The 18,692-nt window shown below is 71.4% G+C and carries 16 protein-coding genes; 10 read left to right on the top strand and 6 right to left on the bottom strand.

Annotated features, from left to right (window positions below; genetic code table 11):
* Positions 1–179: 179 nt before the first annotated feature.
* The 4 genes from ACFY2Q_RS22620 (at position 180) to ACFY2Q_RS22605 (ending at position 4,401) form a co-directional block, all read left to right on the top strand.
* A complete protein-coding gene (locus tag ACFY2Q_RS22620) occupies positions 180–1,070 on the top strand; it encodes a glycosyltransferase family 2 protein (protein WP_387133321.1) in 891 nt (296 codons plus the stop codon).
* A 20-nt stretch (positions 1,071–1,090) separates the two neighbouring features.
* On the top strand, positions 1,091–2,065 hold the full coding sequence (locus tag ACFY2Q_RS22615) for an NAD-dependent epimerase/dehydratase family protein (protein ID WP_387133320.1): 975 nt from the start codon (positions 1,091–1,093) through the stop codon (positions 2,063–2,065).
* A gap of 22 nt (positions 2,066–2,087) precedes the next feature.
* A complete protein-coding gene (locus ACFY2Q_RS22610) occupies positions 2,088–3,392 on the top strand; it encodes an acyltransferase family protein (RefSeq protein WP_387133319.1) in 1,305 nt (434 codons plus the stop codon).
* A 76-nt stretch (positions 3,393–3,468) separates the two neighbouring features.
* The gene (locus ACFY2Q_RS22605) at positions 3,469–4,401 is read left to right on the top strand and encodes a DNA polymerase domain-containing protein (protein ID WP_387133473.1); all 933 of its coding nucleotides are present in this window, start codon (positions 3,469–3,471) and stop codon (positions 4,399–4,401) included.
* A gap of 4 nt (positions 4,402–4,405) precedes the next feature.
* On the opposite strand, the gene ACFY2Q_RS22600 is transcribed toward ACFY2Q_RS22605, so the two are convergent.
* Entirely contained in the window at positions 4,406–4,888 is a 483-nt protein-coding gene (locus ACFY2Q_RS22600; protein ID WP_387133471.1) for an Lrp/AsnC family transcriptional regulator, read from the bottom strand.
* Positions 4,889–5,018: 130 nt separating this feature from the next.
* Between ACFY2Q_RS22600 and pdhA the strand changes: the two genes are divergently transcribed.
* The 4 genes from pdhA (at position 5,019) to ACFY2Q_RS22580 (ending at position 10,403) form a co-directional block, all read left to right on the top strand.
* On the top strand, positions 5,019–6,185 hold the full coding sequence (gene pdhA, locus ACFY2Q_RS22595; protein WP_387133318.1) for a pyruvate dehydrogenase (acetyl-transferring) E1 component subunit alpha: 1,167 nt from the start codon (positions 5,019–5,021) through the stop codon (positions 6,183–6,185).
* Positions 6,182–7,198, top strand: coding sequence for an alpha-ketoacid dehydrogenase subunit beta (locus ACFY2Q_RS22590; protein ID WP_387133470.1), 1,017 nt, complete (start codon positions 6,182–6,184; stop codon positions 7,196–7,198). Before pdhA ends, ACFY2Q_RS22590 begins: the two co-directional genes overlap by 4 nt.
* Positions 7,195–8,592 (top strand): dihydrolipoamide acetyltransferase family protein, encoded by a 1,398-nt coding sequence (locus ACFY2Q_RS22585; protein ID WP_387133317.1) that lies wholly within the window; start codon positions 7,195–7,197, stop codon positions 8,590–8,592. The genes ACFY2Q_RS22590 and ACFY2Q_RS22585 overlap by 4 nt, the downstream gene beginning before the upstream one ends.
* Positions 8,593–8,723: 131 nt before the next feature.
* On the top strand, positions 8,724–10,403 hold the full coding sequence (locus ACFY2Q_RS22580) for a right-handed parallel beta-helix repeat-containing protein (RefSeq protein WP_387133316.1): 1,680 nt from the start codon (positions 8,724–8,726) through the stop codon (positions 10,401–10,403).
* A 93-nt stretch (positions 10,404–10,496) separates the two neighbouring features.
* On the opposite strand, the gene ACFY2Q_RS22575 is transcribed toward ACFY2Q_RS22580, so the two are convergent.
* Positions 10,497–12,596, bottom strand: coding sequence for a PQQ-dependent sugar dehydrogenase (locus tag ACFY2Q_RS22575; RefSeq protein ID WP_387133315.1), 2,100 nt, complete (start codon positions 12,594–12,596; stop codon positions 10,497–10,499).
* Positions 12,597–12,619: 23 nt separating this feature from the next.
* Positions 12,620–13,576 (bottom strand): sugar phosphate isomerase/epimerase family protein, encoded by a 957-nt coding sequence (locus tag ACFY2Q_RS22570; protein ID WP_387133314.1) that lies wholly within the window; start codon positions 13,574–13,576, stop codon positions 12,620–12,622.
* A 683-nt stretch (positions 13,577–14,259) separates the two neighbouring features.
* Between ACFY2Q_RS22570 and ACFY2Q_RS22565 the strand changes: the two genes are divergently transcribed.
* Positions 14,260–15,528: an Ig-like domain-containing protein gene (locus tag ACFY2Q_RS22565; RefSeq protein WP_387133313.1), complete on the top strand. Its 1,269-nt coding sequence runs from the start codon at positions 14,260–14,262 to the stop codon at positions 15,526–15,528.
* A gap of 72 nt (positions 15,529–15,600) precedes the next feature.
* On the opposite strand, the gene ACFY2Q_RS22560 is transcribed toward ACFY2Q_RS22565, so the two are convergent.
* Entirely contained in the window at positions 15,601–16,617 is a 1,017-nt protein-coding gene (locus ACFY2Q_RS22560; RefSeq protein ID WP_387133311.1) for an SMP-30/gluconolactonase/LRE family protein, read from the bottom strand.
* Between the two features lie 230 nt (positions 16,618–16,847).
* Between ACFY2Q_RS22560 and ACFY2Q_RS22555 the strand changes: the two genes are divergently transcribed.
* Positions 16,848–17,300, top strand: coding sequence for an STAS domain-containing protein (locus tag ACFY2Q_RS22555; protein WP_387133310.1), 453 nt, complete (start codon positions 16,848–16,850; stop codon positions 17,298–17,300).
* A gap of 104 nt (positions 17,301–17,404) precedes the next feature.
* Here ACFY2Q_RS22555 and ACFY2Q_RS22550 read toward each other — a convergent pair whose 3' ends face one another.
* Both ACFY2Q_RS22550 and ACFY2Q_RS22545 read right to left on the bottom strand, forming a co-directional pair.
* On the bottom strand, positions 17,405–17,797 hold the full coding sequence (locus ACFY2Q_RS22550; RefSeq protein WP_387133309.1) for an FKBP-type peptidyl-prolyl cis-trans isomerase: 393 nt from the start codon (positions 17,795–17,797) through the stop codon (positions 17,405–17,407).
* A 305-nt stretch (positions 17,798–18,102) separates the two neighbouring features.
* Entirely contained in the window at positions 18,103–18,660 is a 558-nt protein-coding gene (locus tag ACFY2Q_RS22545; RefSeq protein ID WP_387133307.1) for a hypothetical protein, read from the bottom strand.
* Between the last annotated feature and the right edge of the window lie 32 nt (positions 18,661–18,692).

The raw sequence follows: 18,692 nt of genomic DNA, 5'->3' as shown, positions 1-18,692 counted from the left end.
CGCGACGATGATAGCCGTCACCGGGCCCGCCGTCGGACCCCTCAGCGCGGCGTGGCCCACAGCGGTGCCGCGGCGCGTCGCGCGGGCGGTTCGCCGATCACCGATCCGAGCGGGATGCCTGATAATGTGGCCCGCGCCTGTCGCGCACTTCCACCACGCACAGTTAGGCCTGCGGACCGATGATTGTCGACATCATGCTGCCGTACTACGGGAGTGTGCCCCTCATGCAGGCGGCAGTACGCAGCGTGATGGCACAGAGTGACCCTGGTTGGCGCCTGACGGTAGTCGACGACGGCCGGGAGCCGGGGGTGCCGGAGTGGTTCGCGGGCATCGACGACGAGCGGGTCCGCTACCAGCGCAACGAGCGCAACCTCGGGGTCACCGGCAACTACCGCAAGTGCGTCGGCCTCGCCGAGCACGAGTACCTGGTGATGATGGGCACGGACGACATCATGCACCCCAACTACGTCGCGACCGTGCGATCGGTGATCGAGGAATACCCGGGCGTCTGCATGATCCAGCCCGGGGTCGAGATCATCGACGCCGACGGCAACGTGGTCAACACGATGGTCGACGAGGCAAAGCGACGGCTCTACGCGCCCCGGGTCGAGACCCGGGAGCTGATGGGCGGCGAAGACCTGGCGGCCAGCCTGCTGCGCGGCTGCTGGTTCTACTTCCCGTCGATCTGCTGGCGCACGGACGCGCTGAAGGCCGTCAACTTCCGCGACGAGTTCCAGGTCATCCAGGATCTGGCCCTGGTGATCGACCTGGTCCAGCGGGGCGAGCAGATGGCCGTCGACAGCACCCTCTGCTTCCAGTTCCGCCGGCACGCGGTAAGCAAGTCCGCCGCCGACGCGGTCAACGGCTCCCGGTTCACCGAGGCGCGGGCCTACTTCGTCGACGTCGCACGGCGGATGGACGAGCAGGGCTGGCCCCGGGCGGCCCGGGCGGCCCGCCGCTACACCTCGTCGCGCCTGCACGCCATCACGCTGCTGCCGGCGGCCGTCCGGTCGGGCAAGATGACCGGCGTGCGCAGCCTGTCGCGACACGCGTTCGGGCCGGGCCGATGAACGACAGCCGGGGGAACAGTATGAACATCACGTCATGGCACCGTGGGGAGGACGCCGGGCCGTCCCTGCGGGTGACGGTGCTCGGCGGCACGGGCTTCCTCGGCCGCCCCATCTGCCGAGCGCTCGCCGACCAGGGGCACGCCGTGGTCGCCGTCGCACGCCAGCCGAGAGACCTCGGCCCGGGGGTGGCGGTCCGCGCACTGGACCTGGCCGCCGCCGACGTCGACGAGATCACCGACGTGCTGCGGGAGCTCGACTCCGACGTGGTGATCAACGCGGCGGGTGGGATGTGGGGGCTCACCGACGAGCAGATGCTCGCGGTAAACGTCACACTCGTCGAGCGGTTGATCGAGGCCGCCGGCCGGTTGCCCCGGCGGGTCCGGGTGATCCAGCTCGGCAGCGTGCACGAGTACGGGCTGGTCCCGGTCGACACCTCGATGCCCGAGGAGCTGCCCGCCGCGCCGGTGATGCCGTACGGCGAGTTCAAGCTGCGCTGCACCACGGCGGTCGCCGAGGCCGACCGCCGGGGTCTGATCGAGGGCGTCACCCTGCGGGTCGGCAACGTCATCGGCGCCGGCCAGCCCGGGCACAGCCTGCTCGGTGTGGTCGCGGGAAAGCTGCGCGACGCCCAGCGGGCCGGTGAGCGGGCCCGGCTGGAGTTGGCCCCGCTGGGTTCCCGCCGTGACTTCGTCGGGCTCAGCGACGTCGTCGCCGCCGTGCTGCTGGCCGCGGCCCGACCCCAGGCGGCCGGTCGAGTGATCAACATCGGTCGGGGGGTGGCGGCCAGCGCGCGTGATATGGTCCAGCTCCTCATTGATGTGAGTGGAGTTCCGACCGACCTGGTCGAGGGCGAGCGCACCGGTCCGGCCGAGACGACCTGGCAGCGGCTGGACGTCGGGCTGGCCGCCGAGGTGCTCGGCTGGGCACCAAGCGATGATCTGCACACCGAGATGAAGCAGTTGTGGGAGCACGCCGGCGCCGAGGTGCCCGCCTGATGGTCGAGAGGTTCCTGACCGCATGACTACCCCCGCCCTCGTCCGGTCCCGTGGCACACTCGCCGACCTGCTCTCCGGCCGCAGCAACGGCATCGGGCTGATCCGGCTCTGCCTCGCGGTGGGCGTCGTGTTGTCGCACTCCAAGCCGCTCGGCTTCGGTGCCAACGACCTCGGCTACCACCTCACCGGTCGACAGACAAACGTCGGCACCATGGCCGTGTACGGCTTCTTCGTGCTCTCCGGCCTGCTGATCACCCGCAGCGCCAGGCGTACCGGCATCATCCGCTACGCGTGGCACCGCGCCCTGCGCATCTTTCCCGGTCTCTGGGTCTGCCTGCTGATCACCGCGCTCGTGGTCGCCCCGCTTGTCGCGCTGCGCGAGCACGGCACCACGAGCGGCTTCTTCGACAACCCCTGGGACCGGGGCGGCCCGCTGGCATACCTGCAGGCCAACTGGTGGACCGGCGTCCGTCAGTACGGCATCGGGGACCTGCTCAAGGAGACCACCCCGTGGGGTGAGAAGAGCAATTCCAGCGTCTTCAACGGCGCCCTGTGGTCGCTCAAGTACGAGATGTTCTGCTACGTCGTGGTGGGCGTGCTCGCCGTGACGGCGGTCCTGCGCAACGCCCGCCGGTTCGTGCTGTTCCTGACCGTCGCCCTCTACCTGAGCATCCTGCAGGACTGGGTGAGCTCCGGGCGGGTGAGCGGCCCGGTGTCCACGGCGGCCTGGACCTTCGACTCGCCCCTGGTGGGCGTCATGAGCTTCCACTACATCGTCTACCTGGGCTTCCTGTTCGCCTTCGGCGCGACCCTTGACCTCTACCGGGAGCGGGTGCCGATCAACGACGCGCTCGGCATCGGCTCGGCGGTGGCACTCGGGCTGTCGCTGCTCTTCGGCGGCTTCTTCGTCATCGGGCTGCCCGCGTTCGCGTACCTGCTGGTCTGGCTGTCGGTGCGGATGCCGAAGCAACTGCACTGGGTGGGCCGCAAGAACGACTACTCGTACGGCATCTACATCTACGGGTTCATCTTCCAGCAGGTGATGGCGAGCCTCGGCTGGAGCCGCTGGGGGTATGTGCCGTTCGCGGCGATGTCGGTGGCTGTCGCCTTCGCCGCCGCGTTCGTGTCCTGGAAGCTCGTCGAGCGGCCGGCGCTGCGGTTGAAGGACTGGACGCCGGGCTTCGTGGCCCGCCGGACGTCCCAGAAGGTGCCTGTCGAGCAGCAGACCGCGGTGGCCGAGGAACCGCCCTCCACGCCACAGGTGTCGGTCGGCGACGCGACGCAGGAGTTGCCGCAGCAGCGCGCCACGCTGGTCCCCGGCCGGTAGCCCCCGGGCCCGCCGTCGGCGTCGTACCCTCGGGGGCGTGGCCGCGGCGGCGCAGGAGATCCAGGTGGGGGAGCGGATGGTCCGTGTCTCCAGCCCCGACAAGCCGTACTTTCCCGAGCGTGGGCTGACCAAGCTCGACGTGGTGCGCTACTTCCTGGCGGTGGGCGACGGCATCCTGCGCGCGTTGCGCGACCGGCCGACAATGCTGGAACGCTGGCCGCGTGGCGTCTTCGAGGGCGCGACGATCGCCACCCGGCAGACCAACAGGGGTGACGCCTTCTACCAGAAGCGGCTGCCGGCGGGCGCGCCCGACTGGGTGCGCACCGCCCACATCACGTTCCCCAGTGGCCGTACCGCCGACGAGGTCGCGCCCAGCGAGCTGGCCGTGGTGATTTGGGCGGTCAACCTGGGCACCCTGCGCTTCCACCCGTGGCCGGTGTCGGCCGCCGACGTGGAGCGCCCCGACCAACTGCGCATCGACCTGGACCCAATGCCGGGCGTCGACTTCGACCAGGTGGTGCCGGTGGCCCGGGAGGTGCGGGCGTTCCTCGCCGAGCTGGGCCTGACCGGCTACCCGAAGACCACCGGCGGGCGCGGCCTGCACGTCTATCTGTCAATCGAGCCGCGGTGGAGCTTCGGCGAGTGCCGCCGCGCGGTGCTCGCGCTGGGCCGGGAGATGCAGCGCCGGCTGCCGGAACTGGTCACCACCACCTGGTGGCGCGACAAACGGGACCGGCCGGTCTTCGTCGACTACAACCAGATGGCCCGCGACCACACGGTGACGTCGGCGTACTCGATCCGGCCGACGCCCCGGGCACTGGTGTCGGCGCCGCTGGACTGGGCTGAGCTGGACGACGCCCGGCCGGAGGACTTCGACGTGCTGTCGATGCCGGCCCGCTTCGCCGAGCGGGGTGACCCGCACGCCGGCCTCGACGGTGAGCGGCACTCCCTGGAACCGCTGCTGGAGCTCGCCGACCGGGAAGGGCTGGAAGCGCCGCCGGAGCGCTGAGCGGTCACGCCCAGGGGCTGCCGGTGCCGTCGAACTCCTCGAAGACCAGCCAGGTGCGGGTGGACAGCACCCCGGGGATGCTCTGCACCCGACCCAGCACCACGTCCCGCAGCGCGGCGTTGTCCGGCGCGCGGACCAGCAGGAGCACGTCGTGGTCGCCGCCGAGCAGCGCGGCGTGCTCGATGTAGCGCACCTGGGCCAGCTCGGCCGACACCTCCCGCCAGGTGTTCTGCTGGATCGTCAACGCGATGTACGCCGAGGTGCCCAAGCCGGCCGCCTCGGGCGCCACCTGGGCGCGGAACCCGGTGATGACCCCGTCGCGCAGCAGGCGCTCCACCCGGGCGTACGCGTTGGTGCGCGAGATGTGGATGCGCTCGGCGAGGGTTCGCACCGAGGTCCGCCCGTCCCGGGTCAGCTCGTCGATGATCCTGCGGTCCACCTCGTCGAGCGCTCGGGCCGAACGTCCCGATCCGGTGGCGCGGCTCACCCCGTCGGCGGCCTCCTGGCTCACGGAAGCGTCCCTACCATGCCGATCGTCCCGCCTTCTCCGTGGATCTTGAGTCAATCATCCGTCAGGCGGAAGCATAGGCCCACCACACGTCCCAGGAGGTCCCGCCGTGACGACCACACCCCAGGCGGTCCGCAGGGCATCCCCGCGCACCCGCCGGGCGGCCACCCCGCCCGACCCGGCGCGCCCGCTGCTGCCGACCGCCGAACCGGTCCGCCTGCTCGATCAGCGCGGCACGCCGCTGCCGGCCCGCACCGACTATCCGGAGCCGCCCGTCGAGGCGCTGCGTGAGATGTACCGCCGGATGGTGCTCGGCCGCCGGTTCGACACCCAGGCGACAGCGCTCACCAAGCAGGGTCGGCTGGCCGTGTACCCGTCCTCCCGGGGCCAGGAGGCCTGCCAGGTCGCCGCGGTGCTCGCGGTCCGCGACACCGACTGGGTGTTCCCCACCTACCGGGAGTCGATGGCGCTTGTCGCCCGGGGCATCGACCCGGTCGAGGTGCTCACCCTGCTGCGCGGCGACTGGCACTGCGGCTACGACCCGACCGAGGTACGGACCGCACCGCAGTGCACCCCGCTCGCCACCCAGTGCGTGCACGCCGCCGGGTTGGCCCACGGTGAGGCGTACCAGGGGCGCGACACCGTGGCGCTGGCCTTCATCGGTGACGGCGCGACGAGCGAGGGCGACTTCCACGAGGGCATCAACTTCGCCGCCGTGTTCAAGGCGCCTGTCGTCTTCTTCGTCCAGAACAACAGGTACGCCATCAGTGTCCCGCTGTCCCGGCAGACCGCCGCGCCGTCGCTCGCCTACAAGGGCGTCGGCTACGGGGTGCCCAGCGAGCAGGTCGACGGCAACGACCCGGTGGCGGTGCTCGCCGTGCTGACCCGCGCGGTGGAGCACGCCCGCGCCGGCAACGGACCGTTCCTGGTCGAGGCGCACACCTACCGGATGGAGCCGCACACAAACGCCGACGACGCCACCCGCTACCGCGACGGCGCCGAGGTCGACGCCTGGCGCGACCGCGACCCGGTCGCCCGGCTGGAGACCTACCTGCGGGCGCGCGGGGTGCTCGACGACGCGGCGGTCGCCGAGATCGCCGAGCAGGCCGAGGCGTACGCGGCGGACCTGCGGGCCCGGATGAACATCCAGCCCACAGTCGACCCGCTGAGCCTCTTCGACCACGTCTACGCCGAGCCGACCCCGCAGTTGGTGGAGCAACGCGAGCAGGTACGCGCCGAACTGGCCGCCGCGAGCGACGAGGACGGTGACGCCTGATGGCCACCACGATGGCGAAGGCCCTCAACACCGCGCTCGCCGACGCCCTCGAGGCCGACGAGCGGGTTGTCGTCTTCGGTGAGGACGTCGGCCAGCTCGGTGGCGTCTTCCGGATCACCGACGGCCTCCAGGCCCGCTTCGGTGAGAAGCGCTGCTTCGACACGCCGCTGGCCGAGGCCGGCATCGTCGGCTTCGCCGTCGGCCTTGCCATGTCCGGTCTGCGGCCGGTCGTCGAGATGCAGTTCGACGCGTTCGCGTACCCGGCCTTCGAGCAGATCGCCTCGCACGTGGCGAAGCTGCGCAACCGGACCCGGGGCGCGCTGAGCGTGCCGATCGTCATCCGGGTGCCGTACGCGGGTGGCATCGGCGGGGTGGAGCACCACTGTGACTCGTCCGAGGCGTACTACGCGCACACGCCCGGCCTGAAGGTCGTCACCCCGGCGACTGTCGAGGACGCGTACTCGTTGCTGCGCGAGGCGATCGACGACCCCGACCCGGTGGTCTTCATGGAGCCCAAGAAGCTCTACTTCGCCAGCGCCGACGCCGAGCTGCCGACGCGTGCCGAACCGTTCGGCCGGGCGGTCGTCCGCCGGCCCGGACGCGACGCCACCCTTGTCGCGTACGGGCCGGCGGTGCCGGTGGCGTTGGAGGCCGCCGAGGCCGCCCGCGAGGAGGGCTGGGATCTGGAGGTGGTGGACGTGCGCACGATCGTGCCGTTCGACGACGCCACAATCACCGCCTCGGTACGGCGCACCGGGCGGTGCGTGGTGATCCAGGAGGCGCCCGGGTTCGCCGGTGTCGGCGCGGAGATCGCCGCCCGGGTGCAGGAGCGCTGCTTCCACGCGCTGCACGCGCCGGTGCTGCGGGTGGCCGGGCTGGACATCCCGTACCCGGCGCCGATGCTGGAGCACACCCACCTGCCCGGGGTGGACCGGGTGCTCGACGCGGTGGCCCGCCTCCAGTGGGACGACCAGCCGGACGCGCGCTGGGCGACGCAGGGCAGCGCGGCATGACCACTGTCGAGCGGACGCAGGTCTTCCTCCTGCCCGACCTGGGCGAGGGGCTGAGCGAGGCCGAGATCGTCGAGTGGCGGGTGGCAGTCGGTGACGTCGTCACCGTGGACCAGAGCGTGGTCGAGGTGGAGACCGCCAAGGCTGTCGTCGACGTGCCCTGCCCGTACGCCGGGCGGGTGGTGACCCTGCACGGCGCGGCCGGTGAGGTTCGCCCGGTCGGCCAGCCGCTGATCACCATCGCGCCGCTGGACGGCGACGGCGACGAACCGGCGGGGCACGCCACCTACCGCGAGGAGGAGCGGGCCGGCTCCGGCAACGTGCTGATCGGGTACGGCACCGGGCACGGCGGCGCGACCCGACGTCGACGCCGGCCCCGGTTGGTGGTGGCGCCCGAGCCGACCGACGCGGGCGCGGCAGCCGCCCCGGCCGCCGGAAGCAGCCCGGCGGTCGGCGCCGGACTGGCCACCGCCAGCGCGCCTACCCCCGGCCCGTCAGCCGACTCCGCGGCGGGCACGGCGCTTGTCATCTCGCCGATCGTCCGGCGGCTGGCCCGCGAGCGCGGCGTCGACCTGAGCACGGTACGCGGCACCGGCCCCGGTGGTGTGATCCGTCGCGCCGACGTCGAGGCGGTGCTGGCCGCGCCCGCGGCCCGGCTCGCCGCCGCTCCGGACCCGCACGTCGCACCGGCGCCGACCGGCGACGGCGACGTGATCGTCCCGCTCACCGGCGTGCGCAAGGTGATCGCGGACAAGCTGTCCCGCAGCCGGCGGGAGATCCCCGAGGTGACCATCTGGGTCGACGTGGACGCCACGGGCCTGCTGGAGACCCGGGCCGCGATAAACGCGGCGACCCCGGACGCGCCGGTGAGCATCCTGGCCCTGCTGGCCCGGATCTGCCTCAGCGGGTTGCGCAGGTTCCCGCAGCTCAACGCCCGGGTCGACACCGAGGGGCAGCGGATCGTCCAGTCCGCGGGCGTGCACCTGGGGATCGCCGCGCAGACCGAGCGGGGTCTGCTCGTCCCGGTGCTGCGCGACGCCCATCGGCTCACCACCGCCGAGTTGGCCGCCGAGCTGGCGGCCACCACCGCTGCGGCGCGGGCGGGAACGCTGCCCCCGGCCCGGCTGACCGGCGGCACCTTCACGCTCAACAACTACGGGGTGTTCGGCGTGGACGGCTCCACACCGATCATCAACCACCCGGAGGCGGCCCTGCTCGGCGTGGGCCGGATCGTGGACAAGCCGTGGGTGGTCGACGGGCAGTTGGCCGTGCGCAAGGTGACCCAGTTGAGCCTCACCTTCGACCACCGGGTCTGCGACGGCGGGGTGGCCGGCGGCTTCCTGCGGCACGTCGCCGACTGCGTGGAGCGCCCGGCGTTGCTGATCGCCGCCGTCTGACACGGCGTACCCCGGCCCCGGCGCCGCCTTGTGCGGGTGCCGGGGCCGCCCGCGTCCCAGGGGTTTCCCGGGCGTCGGATCGGGAAGTCGGCCCCGCCGGAGCGCGCCAGACGCTCGGAGGGAGTCGGTCCGTGACGTACCAGGTGCTACCCAACGCTGTCCGGGAGCGACGACCCGCCTCGGCCGGCGCGCCGCTGCAATGCGACGCGCGGGACTACGGCTTGCGCGGCGACGGCGAGACGAACGACCAGCCGGCGTTGGCCGCCCTCGTGGACCGCCTGGGCGCCGGCTATGCGGCGGACGGGCGAGCCCGGGTCATCTACTGCCCACCGGGCATCTACTCGATCCGGGACGCCGGCACGGTGTGGCGCAGCGGCGTCTCGCTGATCGGGGCAGGCCCGGCGGCGACCCGGTTCCTGCTCAGCAACGAGGGCAACAGGTCCGATCCCACCCCGTTGGCGTTCTGGACCACGCTGCAACACGGCGCCGACCGGGACCGGCACATCGCCGACTGCACCTTCGCCGACTTCGAGATCGACGGGTCCGGCGTGGCGATGGCCGAGTACAACTACCTCGCCAAGGGCCTGGGCCTGCAGTACGTGGTGCGCGGCGTGTTCCGCAACCTCTTCATCCACCACACGGCGGCCACCGGCCTGGGCTGCGACTTCCTCCAGGACAGCCTCATCGACGGCGTGGTGGTGGTCGGCTGCGGCCGGCTGGACAACGGCGAGCAGATGGGCGGCGCCGGCATCGGTGTGGGCATCGGCGGGTGGGGCGACATGGAGCGGTTGACCATCGCCAACTGCACCACACTTGCCAACGGCACCAACGGCATCTTCCTGGAGTTGCAGAAGGACTACTGGACACCACCGCGCGGCTACCGCATCATCGGCTGCCACAGCCAGGGCAACAGGTTCGGGATCTCCGACTGGGGCGCCGACGGTCTCATCGTCTCGGCGTGCACGATGGTCGGCAACCTGGAGGCCGGCTTCGACATCTCGGCGCAGGGCACGGCGGGCGTGGCCGGACGGGGTGGGCTGCTCAGCGACTGCGTCATCGACGGCAACCTCCGCGACGGGGTCAGCATCGGCAACAGCCCCGGCCCGTACACCATCCGGGGTAACCGGATCAGCGGCAACGGCAGGCACGGCTATCACGGGCACGACCTCGGGCGTGGCTACCTGGGCCCGATCCGGGACGTGGTGATCGAGAGCAACGAGTTCTGGGACAACGGGCTGGACGCCGTCCGGATCGACCACCAGATGACCGATGCGGTGCTGCTGAACAACCGGATCCGTAACAACGGCCAGCAGCGCGCCGATGGCACCGGCGGAGCCGGCGAGACCGTCCGCTACGCCGAACGGTCAGTGGTCGACCGGGCCGCCCACTGGCCAACCGACGGGCACCGAGGAAAGGTCCTGCGGGTCGGGCGGTCGGTTGCCCTTGTCGCGTCGAACACCGGCGAGGAGATGGTGCTGGCGCCGGTGCGACCCGACGCGATAAGCGCGTGGAGCGGCGACATCCCGCCACCGGGCTGCCGGTACGAGTTGTCCGCGGCCCCCGGGCGGCGGGCCGGCATCACCATCGACGCGGCGTTCGACTCGGCCACGATTCGCGGCAACCGGATCTGGGACAACCACGAGGACAAGACCCAGACCCACGGGCTGTGGATCACCGAGCGGGGCAGTTGCGTGGACTGCCGGGTCGAGGACAACGACCTCGCCGGCAACGCCGAGGACGGGATGCGGCTGGACACCCCGCCGTTGGGCGGACGTTGGCGCGACAACCACGTCGACAGCGGCTGGAGCTGACCGGCCGGACTTTTCCGGCGACGGCAGGGTTGAGCGGCGTCCGGCGGCGGCGGCCCGAGCACTCGGGCCGCCGCCACCGTCAGTCCGCGTCGGTCAGCCTGCCAGGCCGGCCACCGGGTCGGGATCCAGCACGACAGTCGCCGTACCGGTCTGCGCCGGCACACCGGGATCGGTAGGCGCGTCGGTGTACTCCGCGACGAAGACCGCCGTCAGGTTGTCGGCCCCACCGTGCCCACCGTCGACGAATGTGGCGATGGTCCCGGAGCATCCGGTCGCCGACGAGAGCGGATGCCCGTGCTCGTCGTGGCCGAGCACGTAGGTGACCTTCACCCGCGAGCAGTCCACCGGCAGGTCGTCGGTGACCCGCACCTCGTACGCGACAGTCTGCCCGAACTGGAAGGGCTGCCCGGCCACCGGTGCGACGAACTCGACGACCGGGGCGCGCGGCCCGACCAGCAGCGGCAGGGTGGCCGCTGCCGACCGTCCGGTGCGGTCGGTCACCTTCACCGTCGGGGTGTACGCGCCGTTCTCCTGGAACGTCCAGGTCGGGTTCGCCTCGGTGCTGTCCACCGAGCCGTCCGCGTTGAAGTCCCACGCGTAGCTGAGCCGGTCGCCGTCCGGGTCGGTGGTGCCGGCGCTGGAGAACGCCACGGTCAACGGCGCCTGCCCGGCGGTCGGCGTCGCACTGATCTTCGGGATCGGCGTGCGGTTGCCGCGGACGAAGTCGATCCGGGACAGCTGGGCGTCCGGGTTCTCGGCGAAGTAGCCGTCGCCGTACTCCAGCACGTAGAGGGCGCCGTCCGGGCCGAACTCCATGTCCATCGGGTTGTCCACCACCAGCGACGGCACCACCGACCGGATGTCGGTGACGTCACCGCGGGAGTCGAGTCGGAACTCCTTGATGTAGTCCCGGGTCCACTCGTAGAACAGCGGCACGCCGTCGTAGTAGGCCGGCCAGCGGGTCCGCGACGTGCTGGTCCCGTCGTAGTCGTACGCCGGGCCGCCCATCGGGCCGATGCCGCCGGTGCCCAGTTGCGGGAACTCACCTGACGCGGCGGACGGGTACCAGACCTCCGGCTGCTCGACCGGCGGCAGTTGCCGCTTGCCTGTGTTGTGCGGCGAGTCGTTGACCGGGCGCGCGCAGTTGAACTTCTTGCCAGACTGGCCGGTCGCGAAGTCGTAGTCGCGGTAGGCGATCGTCGGCGTCACGCAGTACGGCCAGCCGTAGTTCGCCGGCTTGTCGATGAGCATCCACCGGCCGTGCCCGGCCGGCCCACGCTCGGGGTTCGACGAGGACGCGTCGGGGGAGTAGTCGGCCAGGTAGACGTTGTCGGTGCGCTTGTCGACGGCGAACCGGAACGCGTTGCGCAGCCCCATCGCGTAGATCTCCGGGCGCGTCTTCGCCGTCCCCTTCTTGAAGAGGTTGCCGGTCGGCACCGTGTAACCCCCACCGGCCTTCACCTTGATGCGCAGCAGCTTGCCGCGCAGGTCGTTGGTGTTGGCGGAGCTGCGCTGGGCGTCGAACGCCGGGTTCCGGTCGGCCCGCTCGTCGATCGGAATGTAGCCGTCGGAGAAGAACGGGTTCGTGTCGTCACCTGTCGACAGGTACAGGTTGCCCTTACTGTCGAAGTCGATCTGACCACCGACGTGGCAGCAGATGCCACGGTCGGTCGGCACGTCGATGATCTGCTGCTCGGTGCTGAGGTTGAGCTTCATCCCCTCGAGCTTGAACCGGGACAGCCGCAGCGCGCCTCGGAACCGCTGCCAGTCCGCCTCGGTGCCGACAAGCGGAGCGTCGCCCTCGTTGACGTCCGGGGTGGCCGGGTCGTCCACCGGGGTGTTCATCGGCGGCGAGTAGTAGAGGTAGACCCACTTGTTCTTGGCGAAGTCCGGGTCGATGGCGACCCCCTGCAACCCCTCCTCGTCGTGCTCGTACACCGGGATGTCGGCGGCGAGGGTGTTCAGGCCGGTGCGTGGGTCGTGGATGCGGACCTCACCGGTGCGGGAGGTGTGCAGCACACGCAGGTCGGGCAGGACGGCGAGGCTCATCGGCTCGCCGGGGAAGTCGTTGAGTGTCACCTTCTGGAAACTGCTGTCCGGCGGCGCGGCCGGCGCGGCGGTCGCGGCTGTCGGTGGTACGGCCAGGCCGGCCGTCACCAGGAGCAGGGCGGACGCGAAAGCGGTCCTTTTCATCAGGTAGTCCCCCGAAGTGGTGGTCAGTACCGAAGTGCGGCGAGATAGTCGAAGCCGACCCGGGCGGTGTCCAGGGCGTCGGCGGGGGCGCGCGGCGGGGTGCCCGCGTCGTCGCGCTCCACGATGTACTCCTCGATGCCCGCCTCACGCTCGTGGGCGAAGATCCGGCCGAAGTCGATGACGCCGTCGCCGAGGTCGGCGAAGCCACCCTCGACGTCCAGGTCCTTGACGTGCACCTGGCGGATCCGGCCACGGTTGGCCTGGATCACGTCGACCGGGTCGTGTGCGCCTCGCCAGGTCCAGTAGAGGTCGAGCTCGAAGTGGACAAGCAGGGGATCGGTCTGCCCGGTGAGGATCTCGAAGCCTGTCGACCCGTTGGTCAGCGGCACGAACTCCAACTGGTGGTTGTGGTAGCCGAAGTCCAGCCCGGCGCGCTCGGCCAGCCGGCCGGCCTGGTTGAGGTCCCGGGCCAGGGCACGGTAGACGGCGGGGTCCCGGATCGGGAGCCCCTGCGCGTCGCGACCGAAGTACGGGTGGACGATCTTCTTGCTGCCCACCACGTTCGCGTCGGCGAGGGCGCGTTCCCAGGTGGCGGCGTCGAACGGCTGCGGGATGCCGACGTGCCCGGAGGTGGCGCGCAGCCCGGCCGCGTCGAGCGCGGCGCGGAACTCTGCGGCCGTACGTCCGACGAAGCCGGCGTGCTCCACCCTGCGGTAGCCGATCCGCCGTAGTGCGGACAGGGTGCCGGGCAGGTCGGCGGCGAGCTGGTCGCGCAGCGTGTAGAGCTGGATGCTGATCCGGTCGGTCGGCACCCGGCGACGGCCGTGCGAGTGCCCCGCCGGTGCGGCGCTGGCCGGGCCGGCGAGCAGGCCGGCGGCACCGACAGCGGCGGCGGAGACGGTCGCGGCGCGGAGCACACCGCGTCTGCTGACCGGCTCGGACGCCGTTGTCGGCCCCGACTGGTTCCTGTGGTGATCCATGGTGGTGGTCCCTTCCTGACGGCGTGTGTGCCGTCGGCGGCAGTCGACCGGCTGCTGCCGTCCGGGCGCGCCGAACCGGCCGGAGGCGGACTCCGGCTGGACGGTGAGGGACGGCGCGCGGGTGCGGCCCGGACCCGTGTGGGCCGGAACGCGGCGACCCGGTGTGGGCGGCGGCAGCTTGATCGACAGATGGGCAACCTTCTATCTGAATCGGGACCTTACCCTTGCCTTCGGACGAAGGCAAAGCTTCGTCTCGATCGGCAGAAGTTTCGCTCCACCTGACAAAAGTGCGCCCACCAGGTGCGAGGGCGGTCGCGCGGGCCCACAGCGCGCGTCGTCGAACTCGGGTCCTCGTCGCCCTGCGGTGAGCGCCGTGCGGGGTGGCCCGCCGTGCGGGGGTCGCCCGCCGTGCGGGGTCGCCCGTCGCGTGGGCGAAAGCGGCGCATCGCCTGGCAACAGGTGCGACGGCGTCCTGCCGAGGGTGGGACGGGACGTTGCGGGCCGGGTGGGTCGGCGGCGGTCGGGCGGGGCCAGAGGCGGCAGTTGTGCGCTTTATTCGTCAACGGCACAGCGCCGGAAAATGCACCGATAAATGCGCCGACGATTATTTCCGAATGGCATGGACGACCCTGGTCGGGCCGCAAGAATGTGGCAGAGGGAAGTCGAAAACGGGGGGACTGAACATGACGCCTAGGCGGCGATTGACGCTGTTGGCGGTAACCATCGCAGCCGCACCGCTCGTGCTGGGTGGATGCACCGCCGATCGGGACTCGGCAGCCGGAGCGGCCAAGGAGCACGCCCCAGCACCGGAGCTCACCGTGACGCCGGGGGACAAGACCCGGGACGTCCCGGTCAGCGCCGAGGTGGGCACCGTGGTCAAGGGTGGGCGGGTCACCGCCGTCCGGCTCACCGACGACAAGGGCAAGCAGATCGAGGCCGAGCCGCGGGAGGACGGCTCCGGGTGGGTGCCGAGCAAGCCACTGCAACCTCGGCGTACGTACACCGCGGAGGTGACCGCGACAGGCGACTCGGGTGCGACCACCACCCGCACCACGACCTTCACGACGATGCCCAAGTCGGAGAAACCGCAGATCACCAGCACCCTCTATTTCGTCGGTAACCGGACGTACGGCACGGCCATGCCGGTAACCGTCGCGTTCGACCCGGGAATTCCGAAAGAGGCCAGGGCGGATGTGCAGCGTCGGTTGTTCGTAAAGACGAATCCGCCGCAGCCGGGGACGTGGTCGTGGCTGGAGGACGGCAGTCAGGTCTATTACCGGGCGCCCGATTTCTGGCGGCCGGGGACCACGATCAGCGTTCGGGCCGGGCTGGAGGGGCTTCCCATCGGCAAGAAACTCGTCGGTGACGCGGAGCGGACCGCGACTTCCAAGATCGGCCGCCAGGTCTCCCTGGAGATCGACAACGCCACCAAGCAGATGACCGTCATGCGCGACGGCAAGCAGATCCGCCGGATCCCGGTAAGCCTCGGCAAGCCGAGCACGCCCAGTTCCAGCGGCAAGATGGTGATCATGGAGAAGCACCAGCGGACCACCTTCGACACCCGTGGCGAGCCCAACGGTGGCTACGTGGTCGACGTGGACGACGCCCAGCGCTACACCTGGGGCGGCGAGTTCATCCACTCCGCCCCGTGGTCGGAGGGGGACCAGGGCAACACGAACGTCTCGCACGGCTGCGCGAACGTCTCCGCCACCGCCGCGGACTGGCTGATGGGGGTGACCCAGGTTGGTGACCTGGTCACCGTCAAGGGCACCGAGGTCGAGTTGCAGCCGGGCAACGGCTGGACGGCGTGGAACGTGAGCTGGGACGAGTTCGTCAAGGGCAGCGCCCTGCCGGTGCCGCCCGGGCTCAAGCCCGCGCCTGTCGCCCCGGCGCACCCGGGTGCCGTGGCCGGTGGCTCACCCGCACCGGCGCCCTCGGTAAGCGGTCGCTGACACACCATCGACCGGGCCGGCCCGCCACACGGCGGGACCGGCCCAGGTCGCGGCACGAACGTGGAGGCGCGTTCAATCCAGCGGTACTCGGGCCACGCCCGACCCGGTCAGGCTGCCCAGCCAGAGGTGGTCGCCGTGCTGGCGTACCCCGGTGATCATGGGGTAGTGCCCGGCCGGGCCGTGCAGCGTCCGGCGGACCGCGCCCTCGCCGTCGACCAGGGCGACCAGCCCGTAGCGGCGCGGCTGCGGCTGCATCGCGTCGGGCAGCAGCGCGGCGATCTGGCGCAGCCGGGGATGCGGCAGAAGCCGCTCGGCGATAGGCACCCGAGGGCTCGGCAGCGCGATCCAGTATGTCCCGTCGCCCACCGCCGCGAGGTTGTCCGGGTACGCGGGCAGGTCGGCGAGCACCCGGACCCCGCCGCCCAACTCGACGCGGAGCAGCCGGTGGGTGCTGGTCTCCACCACCATCAACGCCGATTCGTCAGGGGTCAGCGCGATCCCGTTGGGGAAGTACAACCCGTCGGTCACCACGTCGGTGCGCCCACTGCCCGGATGGTGGGCCAGCACGCGGCCGTTGGGGCGGTGCTCCAGCAGGTCCCGCTTCCAGTGCGAGACCGGGAACCGGTCGGAGCTGTCGGTGAAGTAGACGGTGCCGTCGCGGGCCACCGTCGCGTTGTTCGCCAGGTGCACCGGCGGCGCCGTCCCGGTCAGCTCGCGGACCGTCCCGTCGGGAGTGACCCGCAGCAACCCGCGGTACGCGTCGCAGACGACAAGCGCCTCACCGGACGGGTCCAGCTCGATGCCGAGCGGCCGGCCGCCGGTCTCGGCCAGCAGCCGGGCGCGGGTGCCGGGCGGCGCGTCGGTCGGCCACCACCAGAGGTTGCCGTCCTCGTCGCCGCTGATCACCCGCCCAGCCGCGTCAACAAGCACGTCCTCGGGCCCGACAGCGCCGTCGGGCAGGGGCAGCAGGTCGACGTGGTCGAGCCGACGGTCGGTGGCCGCCCAGGCTCCGACGAGCGGGGGCGGAACGGTGGCCGGCTCACGGACGGGCCGGATGAGCCGGGGCGGCCGGGGTCGGGGAATCACCATCGGGTCATTCTCCACCCGGAACACCGCCCGAGAGGCGTACGACCGCGCCGACGGTGACCGGTGCTCGAGGCGTCGATCAACGGCCGTCGGTGGCCGAAAGGCCGAGGCGGCGAGCCCTGGCCCGCACCCTGAGAGGGATTAGGGGGTACCCCGGGGGTTGACCCTGGACGTACCCGGAATCACCCCGTCGAGGGACGAAACTGTCGGTGGTGGGGGCTAGATTTCATGCCATGGAAGATCGCAGCGACCGGATCGACGTGCAGGTCACCGTGGGCGACCGGGTGGCCCAGGTGCGGGTGGCCGGCGAGGTCGACATCGCCACGGTGGCCGCGTTCCGATCCGCGCTGTGGTCCGCGCCCGCCCGTCCGGTCGTCCAGCTGGAGATGTCGGAGCTACGGCTGCTCTCCGCCGCCGGGGTGCGCGCGTTGCTCGCCGCGCATCTGCGGATCCGGGCACGGGGTGGCGAGCTCGTCCTGGTCGACCCGACGCCTGTGGTGGCTCGGGTGCTGCGCGCCACCGGCCTGCACCGGGTGATGACGATTCTGGAGCCCGCCCGGGTGGTCGAGGCCGCACGTCGGCCGGTTCCCGCAGGGCTGGTCGGGGCGCCACGTCGCTCGGTTCCGGCCGGGGCCGCACATCGCCCGCCCGCTGCGACCACCGGCCGCCTGCCGGTCGCCGCCTAAACAGCCCCTCCGCCGGATAGCCCGGCCGCCTGTGATCGCCGCTGGACCGTGATGACGGAGCGATGGGGTCGCCGGCGTGTACCGACGACCCCATCGATGATCCGTCAGCGCACGCCGAGCAGGTCGACGACGAAGATCAGCGTCTCGCCCGGCTTGATGACGCCGGCCGCGCCGCGGTCGCCGTACCCCAGGTGTGGCGGGATGGTGAGTCGGCGCCGACCGCCGACGCGCATGCCGACCACGCCCTGGTCCCAGCCGGCGATGACCTGACCGCCGCCGAGCGGGAACTCGAACGCCTCGCCCCGGTTCCAGGACGAGTCGAACTCGCCGCCGGTGGAGTGCGACACGCCGACGTAGTGCACGCTGACGAGCTGGCCCGGCTCGGCCTGCGGGCCCTCGCCCACGGTGATGTCCTCGATCACGAGGTCGGCCGGCGGCGCACCCTCGATCGGACCCACCTCGGGCTTGCCCGAACGGGCGCCTGCTGCCTGGTTCATGCGGGAACTCCTGCCGTGTTGGGTGATGTGTCCGGTCACCGTCGATCCTGCCGGATCGTCTGTCACCGATGCCCGGCGGACCCGCCACCTGCCCCGGCCGGCCCGGCGACAACCCAGGACGCGACCTACCGGACCAATGTGTCGATCATGAGCGGGACTGGAGGTTCGACCACATGAAACGACGCGGGAGGTCGGCGGCCGGTCCGGGCCGCCGGCCTCCCGCGTGAGGGTGCGAGGGTGGGCAAACGAGTCGGCGGACGTCACCTGTGGTGACGTCCGCCGTGGAGGGCTGTGCGGTGTTGTGGTCACCGCAGCCAGGCCACCTGCTGGACGATCGGGAGCTTCGCCCAGACCTTGCCGAAGCCCCAGGTGTCGCCGGCGTTGAGCAGTGCCAGGACGGCGAGCACCGCGGCGTAGATCAGGTGGTCGTCCATGAAGGGGTTGTTCGCCGGGGGCAGGACGGCGGTCCACATGAGCACCAGCAGCAGCCCGCCGGCCACGGCGGCGACCCGCATTCCGATGCCGAGCAGGAGAGCGACGCCGACCCCGGCCAGGCCGAGCATGAACAGCCAGTCCGCCCAGGCGGCGCCGGCGATCCCGGTGTAGAGGTCCTTGAACGGACCCGTCACGCCGAAGGTGAGGAAGCCCTTGGTGGGGCTGCCACCGTTGATCCAGGCGTTCTTCGACTCCGTGGCCAGCCCGAGGCCGAACACCTTGTCGATGAACGCCCAGAGGAAGATCCAGCCGAGTGCCATCCGGGTGCCGGCCAGGATGTACCTGACGGCCCTCTCCTTTGTGGTGCCCGCCGCCGGAGCGGTGGTCTTGGTGGTGTTCCGCTCGATCGTCGCGGTCATGGTCTCCACGTCCCTTCGTTGCCTCGCACCGCGCTTCCCGG

It is taken from the genome of Micromonospora sp. NPDC000316 (assembly GCF_042898885.1).
Classification (GTDB): Bacteria; Actinomycetota; Actinomycetes; order Mycobacteriales; family Micromonosporaceae; genus Micromonospora.
Note: the sequence above shows the minus strand (reverse complement) of the source record. Positions and strands in the feature narration are given on the sequence as shown.